This window comes from Pedobacter sp. CFBP9032 (assembly GCF_034045265.1).
Taxonomy (GTDB): domain Bacteria; phylum Bacteroidota; class Bacteroidia; order Sphingobacteriales; family Sphingobacteriaceae; genus Pedobacter.
Window position 1 is genome coordinate 39,154 of record NZ_JAXCWE010000011.1, and the last position, 22,356, is coordinate 61,509.

A 22,356-nucleotide genomic window follows, 5' to 3' on the forward strand; every position below is an offset into this window, starting at 1 on the left:
CTTATTATAAATCTAAGTCTGCATCCAATTTTCTCCTCATGCTATGGCCACCCTGCTATCCGGCATAGGAAATGATGGAAGGAGAAAACGTTAAAGCTTCAACCACAATCTTTCAACCTACCACAACCCAAGGCAGCGCGTCCTCTCCCGATCCTTCATCGGGTGCTTGTGCTGCCGAAATAAAGCTTTAACGAGTTTATCCGACATCAGGTCCAAGCCTTGACTTTTGCTTCTTTTTGTTAAGAAAAAGAAGAGAGCCCTTCGGCGGCTAGCCGAGGCAAGGCTGCGCAGCGGGAAAAGTTTTCAGCAGGTGATGACACAAGCCGATAGATGAATGCTACAAAAAAATGTCTTTTACGCTTCGGGTTTAAAAGGATTTTATCGTGTCCTGGCCGGACAGGCATTTTTTCTTTTGACAGCAAAAGAAACAAAACTGCCGGCTCGCAATTTTTTTATCCAAGTCAGTAGATAGGCTTGGTTAGTGCCAATCCAAAAAATTGACCATGCCGGTCTAAGAGCAGAACGAAGAAACGGTGGTTTGGCCTTGCTGGGTTAGTGATAGCGATCGTATTTCTCGGTTCTTTTTTCAAAAAAATTATCCACTCGCTATTGCCACTTTGCTATCCGGCCTAGGAAATGATGGAAGGAGAAGCCGTTGAAATTTTCGCACCAACGTTCAAATTTCCCCACAGCCCAAGGTAGCGCGAACGGCTCCTAAAACAAATCTTCATTACAAAGCAAATCGAGCCCTTGCGCTACCGCCATTTAAATTTGGACGCGCTAATCCGACATCAGATCCAAGCCTTGGGTTTTGCTTCTTTTTGCCAAGAAAAAGAAGAGAGCCCTTCGGCGGCTAGCCGAGGCAAGGCTGCGCAGCGGGAAAAGTTTATGGCAGATAGTTACACCAGCGACTAGATGAATGCTACAAAAAAAAATGTCTTTTACGCTTCGGGTTTAAAAGGATTTTATCGTGTCCTGGCCGGACGTGCTTCTTTCTTTTGACAGCAAAAGAAACAACGCTGCCGGTTCGCAATTTTTTATCTAAGTCAGTAGATAGGCTTGGTTAGTGCCAATCCAAAAAATTGACGATGCTGGTCTAAGAGCAGAAAAAAGGAACGGTGGATTGGCCTTGTTGGGTAGTTATATTTCCGGGAAGTAGCGTTGCGTATCAATAGGCACCGGGACTGTTTTCGTGTTTTCACTTTGCTGCGCCTTGCAGGCAAACATGACAAAACATTTGACTATAACATTAGCCCAGCCAACCTGAAGCAAGGGTTTGCCCTACTGCCTGTGCGTATAGATAAATTTTTTACTGCGGAATAAGTCATCATAAGAACGTATTTGAAGATGTGGGTCGGGCAATAAAAAACCCAGCATCGGTATAATCCGATCTGGGTTCAAACTAAACTAACTATTATGGCTTTTTGGTGATGGCAGGGATTTGAATTGTTACCGTGTAAGTGCCTGCAGATAATGCTTTAAAACCGAAGAATACCGGATTCACGTTTCTGTTCTCAACCGTAAACCTTGCCGGAATTCTATAGTAATTACCCGTTCCGTTATTGCCATCTTTGATGGGGAAACCGTTAGGCAGGTCGATAAAATCCCATTCCATGGCAGTGGTGGTTCTAACCAAGGGGAAGTAAGGATTCATTTGTGAGAAATTACCACGGTCACCTCTGGTTATTACCTGTCCAGCGGATGGATTGAAGGCCGTTCCGTTTTTATCTAAAAAAACAAATCTGATTTTATTTGGTCCTTTGCTATCGTAAGTGACGGTAACAGGAAGCGGCGCTTGCCCACTGAAACCGGTTTCTGCATCAGGATCAGAAGTGGTGAAAAAAGGACCAGAATCTAAAGCGAAATTCGCTTTAGGAAGCAATTGAATTTTACAGGCGTTTAAGATGTCGCGGGTACCTTTAACATTGGTTACCTGAACGTCGATTACATAATTACCAGTAGCTACATTTGCTGTAGCTTGTGAAAGGGTTATCCGACCGCCTATCTCACTTACCTCCAACGGGGCTGCGGGTTTTAATACAATTTTTTGATTCACCAGTGCCACGGTAGAATCAGCTGTGGTAATTTGCCCTAAAAACTGCTTGATGGTAAATTCTTTGAGCATGTCTGGTGCGGGCTGGCCGGTATCTGAATTCCGGACAGCCAATAGCTTAACCTTCACCGGGCCTGTAGTGCCATCCAGCTCGAGGGCTTTCGAGTTAATCACGTTGCCCTGAGTGGCGATCAGCGGATTAGGACTGTAGTACATGTAATCACTGATAAAGCCTGGAGTCACTTTTTTGCAGCTAAAAAAGATGCCCACCAGAGCCAATGCAGATAGAGATGAAATGATAAATCTTTTTTTCATGATGTTTCTCCTGGTTAGAATCTGATGAATGTATGGTTGTTGTTTAGCACATGGAGCATTCCACCCGAAGAGGGTTCAATCCCCGTGGTTTGGCATTGAGCCCTTAAATCTATTTCAGGATCGTTGGGTACAGGAGTGGCATTGGGAGGATCCAACCCGCCCCTTACTTTGATATAAAAGAGGTAATAAATTGGTGCCGAAGACCATGACTCGGCTGGTTTTGGCTGTAAAACCCTTTGAACAGCCGTTTGTGTATTTGCTGCGTTCGCCACCATTAATGGCTGTAGGGGCGTAGCAGTTAATTCTATTCTCGATTTTGACAAGTACATCCGTAATGAATCTGCAGTGATGTTTTTATACATATCTGCTAAGGTGTAGGTATTATTTTCGTCAATCTTCCGAACAGAATCTCGCTTAAATCTGATGTAATTATTGATCGAATAATTGGTTGGCGCAAAAAAGGTGGCCGCACCATTTACTTCATCCTTCATGTTGTAATGATCGATTACCATAATCAGCGTATCAAATAAATGGTATTTATGTTGTTTCAGGTAATCGTAGGTGGTGAGTGGTGTTTTCGCCTCGCTCAGGCCACCGTCAGTTAAATATTCACTTTTTTTACAACTGGTAAAATAGGCCAGCCCCAGGCAAGCTATTATAAAATACAGGAGTTTATTTTTCATCATTTACATCTTTGAACTCCAGAAAGGAGTTTGAGTCAATTTTTTATTAATGTTCATTAATGCCGGATCCAGCGGCCAGTAGTATTTGCCTGCATCGAAATCACTTTTATTCATTTTATCTGCGCCAAATTTCAAAATCCCTGTTTTTTTACCCAGCCTAACCAGGTCGTAATAGCGGTGCCCTTCCAAGAAAAGTTCTCTTCCACGCTCATCAATTATTCCTTCAAACAGATTGGCATTTGTACCTGCCCAGGCGCCTAAGCCTGCGGTGGCGCGTACTTCGTTTAATGCAGATCTCGCCTGGTCAAACTGATTTAATGCGGCAAGTGCTTCGGCTTTGAGCAGCGCAATATCCGCAAGCCTGAAAATGATAATGTTGTTTCGTGATATGGCATTCACCACGTTTTGCCCGTTAACATAACTGATGTTGGAATATTTAATGCAAATGGGATCGGTAGAATTGGTTAATGCAAATGCCGTTGTAAATCGCTTATCAGTTGGTGTATCAAACAGCGTGGTTAAGGTATTAGCATTAAGCGTAAATAGTGCAGTTCCCGTATTGGTTGTTAAATAAGGGCTTTTTAAGGTGTAGTAAGCAATGTTGAATGAGTTTCCTTCATTTTCATCGCTCTGCGCAATTTCAAAAATCCCCTCGCTTGATTTACCTTTGAAAATATTCAGGTAATTATCACGGTTTACATATTGATAAAAGTTTTGACTCAGGATTTTATCTGCAGTTAAACTACAATTCTGATAATCGCCCTGCCAGGCATAAATATGAGCCAATAGGGCCAGCGCCGCACCTTTATTTGCCCTGACTGCACGATTGTTTGCGTTACTATAATCCCAGCTTAATAGTTCTATTGCAGTATTCGCATCCCGAATGCATTGTGCTAAAACATCTGCTGCCTTGGTGCGCGGTACGTCTACGGCATCGAGCACATTAACTGATTCTACTACCAATGGTACATCTCCCCAAATCCTGGTCATGTAGAAATAATTAAAGGCCCGTAAAAAATAAGCTTCGCCCAGGAGATTATTTTTGGAGGTAGTCGACGTAAATTTATCATCGCCAATGGCAGGAATAAATTTAATGCAACGATTCGCCTGATCAATGGCGCTATAGAAGGTGTCATACCTTCTCATTTGCATCATTCTATCATTGACTTCTGCACTGCCAACCGGAATAGATAAGTCCAATCGTAATATGTTATCGAATCTGAAGGCATTTATAGCTGAAAATTCGTCAGTCGGCAAATCTCCATAAGCATAAAAACCAAGACCTTCAGCTTTATTTAATGTTTTTCTCAATAGCGCATAGCCGCCGGCAACAGCTTTATCGGCATCGCTTTCCTTTTTCCAGAAAGTTAAGTCGGTAGAAACGCTAATAGGTTCCTCCTCTAAGAATTTTTTACACGAGGTGGCCATGCTCATTCCGATTGCACAGCATATATATATCGTAAGTTTTTTCATTGCAGTCAGGATTAAAAAGTTAAATCAAAGCCGAAGGTGTACTTTTTAGGGATTGGATAATCATTCCCACCAGAGTAGCCCGCTACATCTACCGCTTCCGGATCAGGTACGGTAGATCTCGACCACACCTTAACATTGTCCATTACACCGTAAAATCTAACCACGTTTAATCCAATCTTTTTCGTAAATTTTTGGGGCAGCATGTAGCCTAATCTGATATTTTTAATACGCAGGAAACTTGCATCTTCAATGTAAGTGCTCTGGCCAATGTGCCATTTATCAACACTATTGGTTATCAGGCCTGGGTATTTCGCAATATCACCGGGTTTAGACCAGAAATCTGCCACATTGAAATTTGATGCCGGGCCAGAACGCGGACCCCAGAAAAAGTATGGATTATCAGTACCCGCATCCTGAAATTTATCAGATAAATAACCATTCCTCAAGCTCCGGCCAGAGATAAAGGTTAACAGTACATCAAGCGAAAATCCTTTATAAGAAAACGAATTTAACATCCCGCCGGTAATATTTGGATTTGGATTTCCCATGGATACGTAATCGTTATAATCGATGTTGTAATCGCCATTTTGATCCATTCTTGCCGGGTCGCCTGCAGCATATTGCGCACCACCAAAATGAGTAATCCTTTTACCCGTTTTCGGATCTATGGGCACATCGGCATCAGTAGAATAAATCCTGTTCACATCCCAAACCTTGAAGGTGAACAACGGCTCGCCTACACTTAGCGTTTGTTGCAGCCAGGGTGGACCAAAGGTGAAATCTCTTCCGCCATTGGGTAGTTTGGTAATGTAATTATCGTTATAAGCAATGTTGAAATTGGTTGTCCACTGGAATTTTGATGTGGGTGCTAAATTTCGGGTAGTTAAAGTAAATTCGATCCCGGTATTACGTAGATCTACATAGTTATTGGAGGTTTGCGAATAGCCTGTGGTTAACGGTACACCAATTTGAAACACCTTAGATTTTGAATCGCGGATATAATAATCAGCAGTTAAAGTAATCCTGTCTTTTAATAAGCCGAGGTCCAAACCAGCATTAAACTGCGGACTTCTTTCCCAGCTGATGGAAGCAGCAGAAGCAGCGCCGTAGTAATCGGGATATAACACCTGCGTGCCATTGTAAGTGGTTTGCGATCCTTGCTGACCGTTACCCAATACCGATGTTGGATAGTTGCCATTGGCAATTAATGATTGATATTGTGCATAATAAGCACCGGGATCATTTCCCGTAATCCCATAACTGGCCCTGAATTTTAGGTAAGAAACTACATTTTTTAGTGGTGTGAAGAAACTTTCTTCCGACGCATTCCATCCCGTAGAAATAGAGGGAAAAGAGCCCCATCTGCTATCTGCACTATATCTGGATGATCCATCCGTACGGTACACCGCTTGTAGTAAATATTTTCCCTTATAATCATAAACAAAACTGCCCATCCAAGATAAACGTGAACGCTCCTGAATTTCATTGCTTACAAATAAATTAGGGCCAGAGGCTATGCCCGTTACTGTTTTAACGGCATCTGCATTCCCTACACTTGAGCTGTACGTATTATTCAGCACATTTTTTTCCATTCCCTGAAGCACAACCATATTAAAGTTATGTCCACTTTTCAGCGATTTGGAGTAATTTAATGTATTTTCCAATTCCCAACGGTTAGTTTGATAAATGTAGCCTGTGGCCTCATTTTGTCCACTTCCGCTTAAAACACTCGGCATAAAAAAGCTGCGGGTATTGTTCGTAATGTTATAAGAGATGGTACTTTTTAGGTTCAAACCCGGCAAAATGGTGTATTGAGCCATGGTGTTTCCATTTAAACTGGTATTCTTATCATCATCCCGAAGTTCATCGTATCTTCCAGTGTATAACTCCTGCTCAGCTGTGCCAATACTCCAGAAAGACGAAGGGAAGCCCCAGGTGGTAAACGGATATTTCGTTCTATTGGGATCACCCAATCCGTGTTTTGCCTTGGTGAGGCCCACAAATAAATTGGTTTGAACCAGTAATTTTTTAGTCGGATTGACCTGAAAAAATAAGCTGGGGGTGATTCTGGTAATGTCGTAACCCTTCATTACCCCTTCTTCATAATAGCGGTTAAAAGAAAATCGGTAAGAATACTTGTCTGTTGCACCGGCAATACTAGCATCAACATTACTGATGTTTCCGGTTTGAAGGAACAATCCCTGCCAGTCAGTATTATTATTAAAAGCACTGTTTAAACTATCTGTAAGCATCATGTTCAGGTTCTTCAAACCATCATTTGTGGCATTGCCTCCATAAAGCAAATCCATCTTTAACCTTCTCTCGGCTGCTCCTGTTTGAATAGGCTTTAGCGCAGGCTTATTCGCGATTCCGAAATAACTGGAAACCCTGATTTGCGGCGGCGCACCTGCAATAGCCCGTTTCGTTTTTACAATAATTACTCCGTTAGCGGCTCGGGCTCCATATACCGCCGAAGCTGATGCATCTTTCAGCACGTCTACAGATTCAATATCGTTGGGGTTAATGGCCTGAAGCGGACTGCTACCATATGCAGAGCCAATGTCATTTACATCATAAATTACTCCATCAATAACATATAAAGGAGAACTGCTTTGATTAAAGTTCACATTACTCGCTCCACGAATGCTCACAATATTCTTTCCGCCCGGTTCTCCAGAAGTGCTCAAAATGGTTAAACCTGCAACACGACCTTGTAACATGGCATCGAAAGTGGAATAAGGTGTGTTTTCAAAATCTTTTCCTTTAACTGATGAGATTGCGCCCGCCGTATTTTTCCGTTGAATGTTCTGGTAACCAATGGCCACTACCTCATCTAAAGCATTATCATCTTCTGCTAACTGGATCTTGATACTTGTTTTCCCTGTTGATGAAATTTCTCTGGTTTTATAGCCCACAATGCTGATGGTAAGCACTGGCGATCCTTCTTTAAGCGTTAACGAAAATGCCCCGTTATTATCTGACGACGTGCCGTTTGTGGTGCCCTTTTGTTTTACAGAAGCCCCGGGTATGGGCTCATTTTTACCATCGGTTACCGTACCGGTAATTCTGGTTTGTGCAAGGGTAACAAAGGGCAGCAAAAAAAAGAGCATGATGCCGAGTAACTTACCTCGCCTCAAAGTAAAGTTCAAATTCATTAGCTTATCGGTTAGTTTAAATGTTGGGTTAACGTTTATAAATTTACCGTTGTAATGACTTTTTAATGACGAAGATTTTACCTGATTAGCATCGTTTTTTAACCTATCCACAATAAAAAATCGCGAAATCAGTTGACTGGAGATTTTATGTTGAGGAAGATTTAAATTCTAAAGCTGAAGTTTATGATAATATCGGTTAAATTTAGACTGATTTTTATTAGTGATTTGATTATTAATAAGTTGATTTTTTTGGGTGTCTTCTTTTTTAGCTGGGTTTATGCTTAAAATGAAAAAGCTTCCGTTTACATTGTGTAGAAACGGAAGCTTTTTAAAATGGAAAATATAGCTTAGATTTTTTATTTTACAGCCCATTCATGCACGCCGGTTGCATGTTCTTTTGGGAGTTGAATTTCCATTTTTAAGGCAGTTGTATTTACCGGTTTAAATTGCAGAATATTAAATTTGTCTTTGCTAATTTCGTATGGAGAAGTTGCTTCGACAGGTAACCACTGATCCCCTTTTTTATACAACAATTTGTACGAAACAGGAATCCGGCATCCACCCCATGGACTATCATCATACCAATAAATTTTAGATTCACTTACCGTTTGTGCCGAATCGAAATCATATTGAATAAATTCTTTGGTATCTTTTGCAGGCCACCAGTGCAGGTACGGGAAATTGGTGTCTTTAGAATCGGCCGGTTCATACTGGTCTTTAATGGCAGAGAACATTCTTTTATTTTTTAACGAGGCCGATACGGTGCTTTTGCTGGCAATGGTTGCTGCGGGTTTTGGCCTGGCAGCAGATTGCTCATAAGGAATCCAAACCGTCATTTCACTTGGTCCGCGGTTGGCCCATGCATAATAAGGAATGGCTTTCACATTTTGATCCATCACTAAAAGGCTATCGCTATTTAACTGTCTTTTAGTGCTTTGGCCAGCAATATTGATTACTCCAACACCATTTAAAAGGTTAGCATCGTATTGTGCCGTGGCGATGGCATTTTTATCAATCATAATGTTTTGCACCAGGCTATCTTTATTATCAGGCCCTTCCAGGCAATACACCATTGGCCCACGTTCCAAAACAAAACGGAATAAATCGTCTTTTACACTTTTATTGGCAATTACCTTATCCGTTTCTAACGGAAGGCTCAACGAAACCAGGTCACCTTTTTTCCATTTTCTGGTTAGTACCGCATAACCCTTATCAGTGATGAATGTAGTGGCTTTTCCATTAATAGAAATCGTAACCGGAAGGGTTTTCTTATCTAAAAAAGCATATAAATCGCCTGGAGAAGCTTCCTGATTTGCCCAGCCCGGAATCCGGATTTTTAAAGTAAAATCAGCTGTTTTCTCTGGATTGATGCCAATGGCTACTTCACCTTTCCATGGATATTCGGTGCTTTGCGTAATTTCTACATTCGTAACATCGAGCGCAATTTTACTGGTATTACCCATAAATAAATTTACGTAAAGGTTGCTTTTATCCTTGGCGTACACATAACCGGGTAGGGAAGGTAAAAATCTGGCCATGTTGCTGATGCAGCAAGCACAACTGATCCAGGCACTGCGCTGATGTTGAAACATGGAGGCCAGTGGGTTAGGATAGAAAAAACGATCGCCACTTAAAGAAACCCCAGATAATAAGCCATTATATAAAGTTCTTTCCAGTACATCAATATATTTCGAATCGCCGTGCAGTAAAAACATCCGTTCATTCCAGTATACATTTCCAATTGCGGCACAGGTTTCTGCATAGGCAGACATATTTGGGAGTTGGTAAGCTTCACCGAAAGCCTCTCCAGCACCAGTAGCGCCAATGCCTCCTGTGATGTAAAGTTTCTTATTCACCACATCTCCCCAGATATCATCAATCGCAGCAAGGTATTTGGTATCGCCCGTGAGCGCAGCAATATCTGCCATTCCCGTATACATATAAGCTGCCCGCACGGCATGGCCAACTGCGGTATGCTGGTCGATTACTTTCTTATCTGCCTGATTGTAAGCATCACCTTTTGGTCCGCGGACATCTAAAAAAAACTTTGCGAGGTCGAGATATTTTTTATTAGCTGTAACGCGATACATTTTAGAAAGGCCAATCTCTACAATCTGGTGGCCAGGATATTCTTCTATTTTACCAGGGCCGAAAGTTTTCACTAAAAGATCTGCATTTTTAATAGCAATATTTAGTAAGGATTTTTTGCCTGTTGCCTGATAATGGGCAACCGCGGCCTCGTAAAGGTGACCAGCATTATAAAGTTCATGGCTCAGAATTTCTTCCTTCTCCCAGCGTTTAGATCCGATCCATTCATGTGGTTGTTTAGCGTTTACTGTTCTGAAGGTAAATAAATAACCATCGGGTTCTTGTGCATCACCAATAATGGTGATGAGTGTATCAATATACGCTTCTAGTTTTGGGTTCGCTTTATTTTGAATGGAGTAAGATGCACCCTCAATGGCCTTGTAAACGTCTGTATCATCGAACGGGAACTCACTCATTTTATCGCCGCTTAGCTTTTTGCCGGCGCGTAAAAAGTTGTCCATCCGGCCATTGGCTTTGCATTGTGCAATTACATAGGGGATGGTTACGTTGGCATTTACCTCCATTTTAGGTTGCCAGAAATTATCGTGTACATGCACTTTTGTAAAGGCAACCGGCTGGATAGGGTAGTCTTTTTGCTGTGCAGAAAGGGTTGTTGCCACCGCAACCGTTAATACCAATGCAACTGTTAATTTCTTCATTTAGCGATTCTGGTTTTCTGGTTTAATATTTCTTTCCTAATGGGGAATGGGCTTTATTCTTTTTGCATCTACTTTGGCTTTTAAAGCTGAAATAGAAAAGCTGTACTGCCTGATTGGCATGTGCAATTTTTTTCTGGTTAGTGTAAATGTTAAACGTTATTATATCTGGTTTTTGGTGGTTTCAGTAGTTATGCTGATGGTGCTAAATTAGGAATAAAGGTTCGTGGTGATTTAATCAGTTTTGGCAAAAGTTAGCTGTATTTTAACTTGTTTGGTTGTTGCAAGCTGCGCTGGCTTGCCTTGTTAGCTTGCCTCGGCTGGCCGCCGAAGGGCTATTTTCTTTTCCTTGATGAAAAGAAACAAAAATCAAGGCTTGGACCTGATGTCGGATAAATTCGTTAAAGCTTTATTTCGGCAGCACAAGCACCCGATGAAGAATCGGGAGAGGACGCGCTGCCTTAGCTTGTGGTGGGTTGAAAGATTGTGGAGAAGCTTTAACGTTTTCTCCTTCCATCATTTCCTAGGCCGGAAAGCAGGGGGTAATAGCAGTATGCAGACTTAGATTTATAAGGTTTATTCTACGTAAGGAATTGTGCAGGAGCAGTGGGTTAACACACTCGTCATCCTGAACTTGATTCAGGACCTATGTTTTATTCTTATTGATCTTTTAAGTCGCTAGCTGCGAAGAATACTTTTTTCCAGCGTCCTTTCCCCTTCCGGGAGAAAGGTGCAAATAGGCGTATAGGTTGTTTTTTGCCGCTGCGCTGGCTTGCCTCGGCTAGCCGCCGAAGGGCTCTTACTTTTTTGCTTGATCAAAAAAGTAACAAAAAAATCAAGGCTTGGATCTGATGTCGGATAAACTCGTTAAAGCTTATTTCGGCAGCACAAGCACCCGATGAAGAATCGGGAGAGAACGCGCTGCCTTGGGTTGTGGTGGTTTGAAAGTTTAGAGTCGAAGCTTTAAACGTTTTGTCCTTCCATCATTTCCCAGGCCGGAAAGCAGGGGGGGAATAGCAGGATGCAGACTTAGATTTATAAGGTTTATTCTACGTAAGGAAGTGTGCAGGAGCGGTGGGTTAACACACTCGTCATCCTGAACTTGATTCAGGTCCTATGTTTTATTCTTATTGATCTTTTAAATCGCTAGCTGCGAAGAATACTTTTTCCAACCGTCCTTTCCCATCCGGGGAAAGGTGCCGATAGGCGGATAGGGGCTCGTAACCAATTAACCACTCGCTTTACAGGCACCCTTCCTTAAAAAAGAAAGGGTGTAGCGGTTGCCATAACTTATCAGTTGGTGATACAGCGACTCAAATTAATTGATTTGAATCCTTTGTTTAAAAGCTGTGTTCCAGGCATTGCAATCTGCCAGCCAATCACCAATCATTTTATAGGCGTTGGTAATTTCGGCAGAAAAGTTTAGGGTGGTGCCTTCATAACCATCTTCCTGAAAAATGTAGGCATTTAAACCATAATATAATAACTCCGCTAGCTGCGGAATATCAAAATGGCCAACCGCCTGCAGTTTGTACGCCAGGTTTCTGTTGTGATGTTGGAAAGATTCCTCATTAGCCAAAGGTTTTGTTGCGGTGAGCAGACTGATGATGTTGTTTACATGATAAAGCGCATTGGCGATAGCAATAGGTTTGTGCTTGCCCGAACGGGGATCTGGCCCGATGGCAGCGCTCAGCAGTTCAGTAAGTAGTTGGTTAATATCCGATAAACTTCTCATCTCGAAATAAATTTCGATCAGTTTTCGGAACTCACTTACAGCTTCAACCTGAACAGGGAGCTGCGTGTTTGGGTTTTTACAATTGTCGGTTTGCATAACACTTGTTAAAAAGTATACTTAGGGGCTGCAAACCGACAATCAACTCCATACAGAGATCAATTGAAAATGCGTTTCTAAAACGCTCCCCTAAGTAATATTGTTAAAAATGATTTGCTTATACCGTCTCTGTTAATGTTAGAAATTTTGTTGATTATCGATTTGCATCAGCAATGTAGATACAAAAATCTAATTCACAAAATATTTTCGAAGAATGGAAGCCAAATGGAGGCTAATTTTTTGGTGAGAATAGCGGCTGATATAATCACCTGCATTCCGTTCAATAGCTACAGACCTGAAAATAGTGGAATAATTAAAATTGTTATATTGGGCTATGCTTAATGCCTTTAAAGTTTAATGTTGAACAATATATTCTTCCGCTAGAAAGCTAGTTTGTTCGCTTTTATACAATTTGACCGCATCAAATTTTATTAGTTTTGAACTCAATCTAATCAGAAAAAATGAATATCAATTCCATTTTAACCTATTTTAATATTTTCCTATGCCTGGCCATTTTTGTTAATCCGGTAGATGCGCAAAACAATGCAAAGCAAATTACAAAAGAATTTAAACAGGTAATGATAAGAGATAGTTTACCAGGAATGGCTGTTGTAATGGTCAGCAAAAATCGGCTGATATACAAGCAATGTTTCGGATATGCTGATATGTCTGCAAACAGACCATATGCCTTACAAACGACTCAAGAAATTGGTTCCGTTAGTAAAATGATATTAGCAGTTTCGCTTATGAAAGCGATTGAACTTGGCTATTTTACCTTGGAAACAGATATCAATACTATACTTCCGTTCAAGGTTATTAATCCATTTGAACCCACTCATGCTATCACAATAAGAGAGCTCGCCACACATACTTCAGGTATTATTGATAAGCAAAGTATTTATATGAATACTTATCGCTTCAATTTTGAATTACGACCATATGATACAGCGTTCTTGAAACCAATGAACGCATTTGGTTATAGCCAATCGCTTAGAGACTCGTCAATTAGCAAATTCTTATTTAATTATTTAGTTCAAGGAGGCAATTATTTCAGCCCCGATAACTTTGTTTATAATAAAGGTGGAAGGACGTTTGTATACAGTAACATAGCAACTACTTTGATCGCATATTTAATTGAAATCAAGTCGGGCGTATCTTACAAAAAGTTTACTTCAATCCACATATTTAGACCTTTGCACATGAATCATTCAGCATGGTTTCTTTCAGAGCTTAATTTGAATAAGCAAGCCCAGCTTTATTTTAATAGTGAGGTAAAAATTCCCTTGTATGACTTACTTACTTACCCCGATGGTGGTCTGAAAACTAATGCAATAGACCTGAGTAAATTTTTAATAGATATGATGAATGGTTTGTCAGGTAAATCAGCCATTCTTAAACCTGATTCTTTTCGCGTGATGTTTACACCCCAATTTTCTAATTTAGATAAACCCGTAGGAATAAATTTAACGAAAAGAAACAAAGGTATTTTGTGGAATCTTTATACTAATGGCACCATTGGACATGATGGTGACGATCCTGGAATTAGTTCATTCATTGTATTTAACCCTTCAACGGGCTTAGGTGGGCTGTTTTTGTGCAATAAGTATATTGATGACAAGGGTTCGCTAACTGATATCATTACTAAAGCAATAAGTAAGTTTTAATATGAGTTTTTCGAAACAATAGATTGATAGGGGTTTTTTATTCCAAGCTACCATTTTTTCTTTACTTGTTTTTTTAATGGGCTGTTTTTAAAAACCCACATCTCAGACTTAGCTCAGAGATAGCAGCTCTCCTCAGTATGCTTTAAATCACTGATTTTCTACATATTTTCTCATTATTGCCTGATTTATTTAATATTATCCAGCTGATGATATTGATTTAAATGATAAATTGTTGTTTTGTTATAGCCTGATTTATCTATTTCTTTTGGCCAATTATCAGAAATTCGTTCCCTCGCTGGCGCACGCGTGCCGCGTGTGCATAATACCGCTCCTTAAACAAAAAAAGCCCATCTTTCGATGAGCTTTTAATCAGTAGCGGGGAGCAGGATCGAACTGCCGACCTCAGGGTTATGAATCCTGCGCTCTAACCATCTGAGCTACCCCGCCGGGTTGAAATATTTGTGTATATTATCAAATATTTAGCTGGTTATTTTTTGGAGTTGCAAATATAGAATAAATTACCTTTCTTTAGAAAAATAAATAAAAAAAAATAGCTCCGGATTTATTCTGGTAATGAATTAACATGGCAGAAAAGAAAAAATTTACACTTGAGTACGAGGTTAAATCGTCACCACGAATATTGTATAGCTTTATCAGTGAGCCAAATGGCTTATCGCAATGGTTTGCCGATGATGTGAATTTTCGCGACCAGGTTTATACATTTACCTGGGATGATGAACAGCTAAAAGCGAAGCTGGTTTCGATTAAAGAGAACAAATTGATTAAATTTAAGTGGCTGGATGACGAACCGCAGTGTTATTTCGAGATGGAAATTGTACAAGACGAGCTGACCAACGATGTGGCACTTTCTATTACCGATTTTACCACAGACGACTTGCTGGCAGAGAAAAAATTAATCTGGGATAATCAAATTGACTATTTGATTAGCGTTTTAGGTGCCTAGTTTAAAACCCTATTGCTTACCTTTGCAGGGTGAAAAAAATACATCTTCTTTTAATAAAAGCATTCATTAAGCCATTCCTTGCTACCTTTTTTGTAGTGATGTTTATCCTTTTGATGTTCTTCTTATTCAAGTGGATCGATGATTTAATCGGTAAGGGTTTTGAATGGTACACCATTTTAGAATTGATGTACTATGCCTCTGCCGCCAACGTAGCCATGGCATTACCACTTTCGGTATTGCTTTCCTCTATCATGACATTTGGTACCCTTGGCGAAAATTACGAGTTGGTAGCCATTAAATCTGCTGGTATATCTCTTCAGAAAGCCATGAGGCCTTTATTTGTGGTAATTATTTTGCTTACCATCAGTTCCTTTCTATTCTCTAACTACATGCTGCCAAAAGCAAACCTGAAATTCAGTTCTTTGCTTTATGATATCCGGAATAAAAAACTGTCATTTTTAATTAAACCAGGCGTATTTAATAACAGTATTCCAAATTTTTCTATTCGGGTAGATTCGAAAGATGAAAACGGGAAACTAAGTGGTATTTTAATTTATGATCACCGGGGTACAAATGGCATTCCGAAGGTAATTATGGCCAGGGAAGGGGAGATGAATAAAACTTCCGATGGTAAATATCTGCTCCTTAAACTGAAGGATGGCGTGCAATATGAAGAACAGGCGAGTACCAGTGGCGCTTATAATCCGCGTCAGATTTTAAACAGAACGCGCTTCAAAGAAACGGAACCCAGGTTTAGTCTGGAATCTTTCGATATGAACCGGACAGATCCTAATGCCTTTGGAAACAGTACGCCAATGCTCAATTTAAGGGGGATTAGTAAAAAAGGAGACTCGCTATCCAAGCTGTTAGATACTTTAGGGCAGTATGCCGTCCGGATGGCATCATCGAATTTTAAACAGTTTAATTCAGCAAAAGGATATTCCAAACTTAAAGTTACACCAAAAGTCATCAGCGATAATATTGTAAAAGATATTCCGAATGGATCAAAAAAAGCAAGTTTAGATAATGCATCAAACATTGTATCGGGTATGATTCAGAATCTTTCGAATACCGCCCCTCGTCATACCGATTTGGTTGGCGAATATATTTTCACCAGGATAGAGTATCAAAGGAAGTTTACTTTAGCAGCCTCTTGTATCCTGTTGTTTTTTATTGGTGCGCCACTTGGGGCAATCATTAGGAAAGGTGGAATGGGTTTGCCAGTAGTAATTGCAATATCTTTCTTTTTGATCTATCACATTATTACCACTGTAGCTGAAAAATCTGCAAGGGAAGGTTCTACAAATCCAATCGTAGCCATGTGGATTGCGGTGATTGTGCTATCGCCGCTGGCGGCATTTCTTACCTATAAAGCTACGGTAGATTCTGCCTTATTTGATATTAATTATTACAAACAGTTTTTCTTAAAATTGTTCCGCATTAAGCAAAAATAGAAGCCAATATCCTTTACTTATAAATGATATTTCGTAGATTTTTTTGTCTATTAAGGTTGTACCTTTGTGTTGGCAAAAGCTGTTACATGTTATCTTAGCCAATTATAATAACATGATTTGGCTAGATAAATATGCCGTGAACAAATGCAAACAAAACTTAATACCATAGAAGAAGCCATAGCTGATATTAAAGCTGGCAAAGTAATTATCGTAGTTGATGATGAAAACCGGGAGAATGAAGGAGATTTTCTAACTGCAGCTGAGAATGCAACGCCCGAGGTAATTAACTTTATGGCTACCTATGGAAGAGGATTAATATGCGCACCACTTACTGAAGAGCGTTGTAAAGAATTGAACCTTGACTTAATGGTGGGTAAAAACACAGCAGCTTACGAGACCAATTTTACCGTTTCTGTAGATCTTGTTGGCCACGGCTGTACTACAGGAATTTCGGCAAGCGACAGGTCTAAAACCATGCTCGCTTTGGTAGATCCTAAAACTACACCTGAAGAATTGGGTAGACCAGGACATATCTTTCCACTTATCGCTAAAGATGGTGGTGTAATCCGCCGTGCTGGTCATACAGAGGCTGGTGTAGACTTGGCCCGTTTGGCAGGTATGAAACCCGCTGGTCTTCTGGTTGAAATATTGAAAGAAGATGGTGAAATGGCCAGGCTTCCGGATCTTTTTAAAATTGCAGAACAGCACCAGCTGAAGATAATTTCTATTGAAGATTTAATCGCTTATCGGTTAAATATTGATAGCTTAATTAAGAAAGAAGTAACCATTGATTTACCAACCCAATGGGGTGATTTCAAAATGACAGCCTATACCCAGTTGGATAATAACGCTACACATTTGGCGATTTCAAAAGGCGAATGGGCCGATGATGAACCGGTTCTTGCCCGTGTACACAGCTCTTGTGTTACAGGTGATATTTTTGGATCATGCCGTTGCGATTGCGGACCTCAGTTGCATAAAGCTTTGGAAATGATTCAGAAAGAAGGTAAAGGAATTGTGGTTTATATGAACCAGGAGGGTAGAGGTATCGGACTGATCAATAAACTTCGTTCTTATAACCTGCAAGACGCTGGTTTCGATACCGTTGAGGCCAATATTAAACTTGGTTTTAAGGGCGATGAACGTGATTATGGCGTAGGTGCTCAGATATTAAGATCTGAAGGTATTACTAAAATGCGTTTAATGAGCAATAACCCTACTAAAAGAGCAGGCCTGATTGGCTATGGTTTGGAGGTGTTTGAAAATATTCCAATTGAAATTGAAAGTAATGTACACAATGAGCGTTATTTGAAAACTAAACGTGATAAAATGGGCCATTCGATTATGAAAGGATAGTTCAGTTAGCAGTTTTCAGTTAACAATTTTCAATTAACAGTTTTCAGTTTGTGGTTAACGGTTGGATTGGTAATTGGACTTTTGAAAATGATAAAAAATATACAGCCAGTAGTTTCGCTACTGGCTTTTTTGTGGAGTAAATGTTCAGTAAATCTGATTGTAGTATCTCGTTGCGATTCGATGTCTAGAGCTCTTCAAAATGCCCAACAAAGCATTTTCTCCTTACGTTAATAACGATAGACGAACAATGCTAAACGAATAATGACGTCAACCCCCTATTTTACTTCCTCTGATTACCCTTACTTTGATTAATAATCGCTTCCTTGCTAATTGATTTATTCGTTTTAACAGGTGTTTCGCTTTGTTTCCGTTTAAGGTTTCTACGGTAAGAACCAGAAATTTTCTGAATAAACTCTTTAAAAGTATCGAACTGTTGCGTATATACCAAACCAAAAGACGTCACATTTGCCGTTTGACTAATTCCACTATTTAAAAAGATACTTTGTTGTGTTGGTGGTTTATTAGCTGCTTTTACAGTTAAGCTTCCATCCTTCCTAATTAAAAATAGTGCCTCAACCTCTCTACCTACATTATCGTTAGAAAAGTCAATTACATTAAAATCATTTACACTGTTCCTGTCGACTATACCAGCGTTAACGATCAATCTATTATTAAATAATTTGAAAGAGGCATTGGCTTCGTTTAATGAGCGAACATTTAAATCAACGAAGTTCAAATTTAGTGATGATAATACGTTGTTAAACTGATTAAACACCAACTCTGTAGCCGTACTTGTGGCAGTAGAACTCAACTGGTTTCCGATCGATTCGCCACCATTTCCGGAAGCAAAACTCCGTCTGATAATTAAACTAAAGGCCTGTAAGTTAAGATTATTCTGGTCGCTTAAATAAGTTTGAAGCTGTTCTTTAATAGAAGGCTGCGACGGGAAATTAATATCAAGTTTAATCTCTGGCTGTAATAGGAGGCCAGTTAATCCCATTTCTACTTCAGTATCTACGCGTTGGTTGGCCAAACTACTCGCATCGCGGTTAGCGGCTTTAAAGAGCTCATTTAAGTTTGCTCTTAATGCATAAATTGCTTTTAGATTAATTTGTGCAGCAGTTGGGTTCCCTGTCCACCGAATGGTACCACCCTGCCTGATTTCGAATTTCTTATTAATAACCTCTTGTGCGGTAAAATCAAAACTACCGGTTTCAATAATATAATCGCCAGACATCTCGAAATCGCCCAAGCTATTAATATTCAGGTTTAACTCTGCATTTCCCTTTCCACTCAGATTACCCAAAGTGGTGAAAATATTAGCAGTGGTATTGGGATCTATAGTAAGTTTAAAAGTAAGTGTTAAGCCGTCAAAACTAGTGGTTTTCTTCACCACTTTACTCGAATCGCGACTGATAAAATTAATAAAGTCTTTATCAGATACTGTTTCCGAACTGTTTAAAGGTAAATTGAAAACCGTTCCGTTTCCGGTTCTGGCTTTAATATCGATCTTCATTTTGCTGGTAGGGCCATTAAAGTTGAATACACCCGTACCATAGGCTTTTCCGAAGTACACCGAGTTATCTTTCGAAGTGGTATTTAAGGCCATGAAATCAGTGGCCTTCACCTCTATATCCAAAGTTGGGTCGTTAAGGTTATTTAGATCTACGGTTCCGGTGGCATTTGCCAGGTGGCCTTCCAAATCACGAAGTTTGAAGTCTTTGAGGTTAACTACACTATTCGTAACATTGACTTTATCTGTTATGACATAAGTTGTTTTGAGGTAATTTACCATCAATTGCCCCTCATCAAGCGAGAGTGATCCGTTAATGGCAGGTTTATCTAATGGACCTTTTACACTTAGATCCGCAGAAATATTTCCTTTCAGATTGGAAACCAGCGTTTTTACGAATGGCTCTAAAATGGTCAGCTTACTATCGTTCATCTTCACATCCATGTCGATCAGTTTTTCATTCAGATCCAGGTTTCCGGTAAGCTTAAAGGTTTCCGTATTATCAGCAGTGATTCTGGTAAAAATATTTACTTTGTTACTCTCGCTACTAAAAGATGAGGTATCCCGAAGGGTTCCAATATAGATGTCGTTAAAGTTGAGCGAATCGATTTTTAGATCATCGGTAGCCCTTGGCGCCTTTAAAATGCCATAGAGTTTTGTATTTCCATTTGCATTTCCATCAAGTTTTACGCCGAAGCCTTTCGTGAAGGGATTTAATGTTTTTAACCTGAAGTTCTTAAATCCAACATCAAGCAGGTCTTTAGGATCATCCGATAGTAAACCATCAATGGTTAATTGTTGATTACCATTGGTCAAATCAAAGTTGCTGATAAGCGTTTTGCCATTGTTCAGCACAATTCTAACCTTTTCCTGTATCCGCCATTCCTCACTATTTATCTTTAAAATAGAAGGTAACAAGCTTAAGCGGGCAGTGGTATCCTGGTTTTTAGTAAACTCAACGAGTCCGTTCAAATCCAGTTGATTGACTTCGTTAGAATTAGACATCTTGATGTTAAAGGCCAGACTATCGTTGCGAAGAATGTTTGAAACGTTAACGTCATTAATAAATAAACTGTCATTTAACTGAACACGATCTGAGGTAACAATTAACTGAAGTTGTTCTTTGGTCGTATTTTCATCCAGGATGATGTTGTTCACTACAATGCCATTATATTTTAGTTTTTTAACAAACCCGGTCAGGGTAGCCGTATTATTCCTCGAATCAAAATCACCCAATAAGGTGGCGCCTTCTTCCATTTCCAATCCAGGGGAGATGAACTGCGCCAATGGCTCGAACTTTTTAACCCGGAGATCAAATTTAAAAATCTGATTATTGTACTTTATAATGTCTGCTTTAAGCGATGGGATGTAAGTTTTCGCTATTGCTTTGTAATACGAAGCAATTGAGTTAAGGTCATATTCACCAGAGATACTCGCATCTAAAATGTCTGATTTAATATTCAGGGTTCTATTAATACCAGTGCCTTCTGCCATTAATTGAACCGAATCTACATTGTAAATTCCTTTAGGGTTTTGAAGCCTGATTTTTTCAATCAGCAAACTTCCTTCAATGTTATTTAGGTTTGTGCCAGAGAAATTGGTGCTAAAGGCTGCATCAACAATTAAAGAATCTTTAAGTAGTTTTAATGCTTTGAGTTTTGCTTTTGAGATGGTGGCATTGAAGTTAAACACCGGAAGTTTTGGATTCAGGTTAACACCACCGTCAAAAACAAGTTTCAAATTCCGATCGTCGATACTTAGTTTTCCGTCAAAATATTTCTTGTCGAAAGTACCGTCAATTTTCACATTGCTATATCTGTATCCGTTGAAATCGATATAATCTACATCACCGTTGATTTTTTCGGTGAGGTTTTTAAGTTCTGTTCCTCTACCTTTTACATAAAGTGATGATGTAATTCTTCCTAAAGATTTTTCATCAATTAAATTGCCAATATTAAAGTCGAAAGTTTTAACATTACCGGTATAAGAAGGAATATTGTTCTTATCAATCTTCATATTTACATCGGAAACGATTCGACCCAGCTTTGTTTTAAACTCTCCGTAAGCAATAAAATCATTTTGGAAACCCGTAAAACTACCGTTGAAATTGATATTGCCAAATTTATTTACGATCATCGGAATAACCTTTTTCTTGCTATTGGTAACATCAGCAAGAATGGCATCCAAATCAGTTTTGTTCGTTCCGGCCATTTCAATTTTCATATCCATGAAAGTTTCGCGCCACTTCGGTAGGCCTTTCAGAATGAAATCGCCCTTAATATAAGTGGCTTTTCCTGCTTTGATAGATAGCTTTTTTGCCCTTAGGTTATTTACTAATCCTGTAATCTGACCGTCTATATCCAATTCCAGTTTCACATCATTGAGTTCTGGTGCAAAAAAAGCAATGTCTTTGGAAGAAAGGTGGCTATCTTTGAACACCGCCTTCATCCTCACATTATCTACATAATGATTAAAATCTTTAAGAGATTTATATTTCATTTGATAGTAATTCGTGAGGTGGCTATTATTGGTAACCAATAACAGGTTTTTCAGTTCTATTGCATTACTATCTAGGGTGGCTTCTGCTGTTAAATTCTTGAGGTAAAAACCACTTTTTTCTTTCAATGTCAGATTCTTAACATTGGTTTTAAGGAGGTGATTTTTCATGTCAAGCCCCTCGAAGATTCCACTTAGCGATTTAACATCAACATTATCAAAGTTTACCGTTTTGCCTTGAGTGGTATCTTTCGCCGCGTAATTGGTGTAGCGAAATGCAAATTGGTTTAAAATAAGGCGGCCAAGCTTCACATCATATGGCTTGGTTTTCTTTTTCTTTACCTTAGGTTTACCAGAATCAAAGTAGTCTATGATGAAATCGAGATTAGAAGACTTATCTTTGAAATCCTTTAGGAAAAATTGGCCATTATTAATTTGAATGGTATTGACATCAATTATCTTGTTCTTAATAGAAAGCTGATTAATGTCAACCATAAACTGCGGGGTGCGGAGTAAGGTGTCTTTTTGCAAATCGAGCACTACCAAATCTTCGAGCACGACAGATTTGAAAGGCTTAATGTAAAGGCTTTTAATGGAAATAGTCGTATTAAGCTCTTTTGACAAATATGCCGCTGCTTTTTGAGCAACGTACGTT

Annotated in this window: 11 protein-coding genes and 1 tRNA gene; 4 read left to right on the forward strand and 8 right to left on the reverse strand. The window is 39.6% G+C overall.

The features are described from left to right. Positions 1–1,414 precede the first annotated feature (1,414 nt). The 6 genes from SOM16_RS18235 to SOM16_RS18260 all read right to left on the reverse strand — a co-directional run bounded on the left by SOM16_RS18235 (position 1,415) and on the right by SOM16_RS18260 (position 12,254). Positions 1,415–2,368: a hypothetical protein gene (locus SOM16_RS18235; RefSeq protein ID WP_320465434.1), complete on the reverse strand. Its 954-nt coding sequence runs from the start codon at positions 2,366–2,368 to the stop codon at positions 1,415–1,417. A gap of 14 nt (positions 2,369–2,382) precedes the next feature. Next, positions 2,383–3,054, reverse strand: coding sequence for a hypothetical protein (locus SOM16_RS18240; RefSeq protein ID WP_320465435.1), 672 nt, complete (start codon positions 3,052–3,054; stop codon positions 2,383–2,385). Then, positions 3,055–4,524: a RagB/SusD family nutrient uptake outer membrane protein gene (locus SOM16_RS18245; RefSeq protein WP_320465436.1), complete on the reverse strand. Its 1,470-nt coding sequence runs from the start codon at positions 4,522–4,524 to the stop codon at positions 3,055–3,057. A gap of 11 nt (positions 4,525–4,535) precedes the next feature. Continuing rightward, positions 4,536–7,679: a SusC/RagA family TonB-linked outer membrane protein gene (locus SOM16_RS18250; protein WP_320465437.1), complete on the reverse strand. Its 3,144-nt coding sequence runs from the start codon at positions 7,677–7,679 to the stop codon at positions 4,536–4,538. Between the two features lie 356 nt (positions 7,680–8,035). Further along, positions 8,036–10,426: a glycoside hydrolase family 127 protein gene (locus SOM16_RS18255; RefSeq protein WP_320465438.1), complete on the reverse strand. Its 2,391-nt coding sequence runs from the start codon at positions 10,424–10,426 to the stop codon at positions 8,036–8,038. A 1,315-nt stretch (positions 10,427–11,741) separates the two neighbouring features. Next, positions 11,742–12,254 (reverse strand): hypothetical protein, encoded by a 513-nt coding sequence (locus tag SOM16_RS18260; protein WP_320465439.1) that lies wholly within the window; start codon positions 12,252–12,254, stop codon positions 11,742–11,744. 461 nt (positions 12,255–12,715) lie between these two features. Here SOM16_RS18260 and SOM16_RS18265 point away from each other — a divergent pair, with 461 nt between their 5' ends. Beyond that, positions 12,716–13,918 carry a serine hydrolase domain-containing protein gene (locus SOM16_RS18265; RefSeq protein WP_320465440.1) on the forward strand — a complete coding sequence of 401 codons (1,203 nt, stop codon included), beginning with the start codon at positions 12,716–12,718 and terminating at the stop codon, positions 13,916–13,918. 373 nt (positions 13,919–14,291) lie between these two features. Here the strand turns inward: SOM16_RS18265 and SOM16_RS18270 are convergent. Continuing rightward, a tRNA-Met gene (locus tag SOM16_RS18270) sits at positions 14,292–14,365 on the reverse strand. A 136-nt stretch (positions 14,366–14,501) separates the two neighbouring features. On the opposite strand from SOM16_RS18270, the gene SOM16_RS18275 reads away from it, so the two are divergent. From SOM16_RS18275 to SOM16_RS18285, 3 genes are all read left to right on the forward strand, one after another. Beyond that, positions 14,502–14,882: an START-like domain-containing protein gene (locus SOM16_RS18275; protein WP_320465441.1), complete on the forward strand. Its 381-nt coding sequence runs from the start codon at positions 14,502–14,504 to the stop codon at positions 14,880–14,882. A gap of 29 nt (positions 14,883–14,911) precedes the next feature. Beyond that, positions 14,912–16,336 carry an LptF/LptG family permease gene (locus SOM16_RS18280; RefSeq protein WP_320465442.1) on the forward strand — a complete coding sequence of 475 codons (1,425 nt, stop codon included), beginning with the start codon at positions 14,912–14,914 and terminating at the stop codon, positions 16,334–16,336. Between the two features lie 144 nt (positions 16,337–16,480). Then, positions 16,481–17,692, forward strand: coding sequence for a bifunctional 3,4-dihydroxy-2-butanone-4-phosphate synthase/GTP cyclohydrolase II (locus tag SOM16_RS18285; protein ID WP_320465443.1), 1,212 nt, complete (start codon positions 16,481–16,483; stop codon positions 17,690–17,692). A 280-nt stretch (positions 17,693–17,972) separates the two neighbouring features. Here the strand turns inward: SOM16_RS18285 and SOM16_RS18290 are convergent, their stop codons facing one another. Further along, positions 17,973–22,325, reverse strand: coding sequence for a translocation/assembly module TamB domain-containing protein (locus SOM16_RS18290; protein WP_320465444.1), 4,353 nt, complete (start codon positions 22,323–22,325; stop codon positions 17,973–17,975). Positions 22,326–22,356: the final 31 nt, after the last annotated feature.